The 372-nt window shown below is 36.0% G+C and carries 1 protein-coding gene; it reads right to left on the reverse strand.

Translation table 11 applies throughout. The annotated features are described in order from the left end of the window. Positions 1-295: glycine/sarcosine/betaine reductase component B subunit (locus TCEL_RS00415; protein WP_040683677.1), on the reverse strand; the 295-nt coding region annotated here is incomplete at its 3' end. Between the last annotated feature and the right edge of the window lie 77 nt (positions 296-372).

Genomic DNA, 372 nt, shown 5'->3' on the forward strand with positions numbered 1-372 from the left:
TAAAACTCAATCCTACAACTGGTATACCTCTTTTACCTATTTCCTCTATTGTATTTGCATAATCTACATGACTATTTCCCCATCCGTCAACTGATATAATTACACCATCTACTCTCATTGCTTCACACCATCTTGCTGCCATCTTACCTACAAAGTATTTATCTTCGTTCTCCTGTGGTGTACCTACTATCATAATTCCTACTAAGTCAATATCCTTATCATCTGAAACTACTTTAAGCAATGGATCTCTAAAATGATGTAATGTAGTTTCCTTTGTTGATGGACCAACACCCATATCATCACCACCTAATGCATTGCTCTTAATGCACCATCTCTAAATTCGTTTGGAGTTAATGTTATTGGAACGTTTCC

The sequence above is a fragment of the Thermobrachium celere DSM 8682 genome, assembly GCF_000430995.1.
In the GTDB taxonomy this organism is placed as follows: domain Bacteria; phylum Bacillota; class Clostridia; order Clostridiales; family Caloramatoraceae; genus Thermobrachium; species Thermobrachium celere.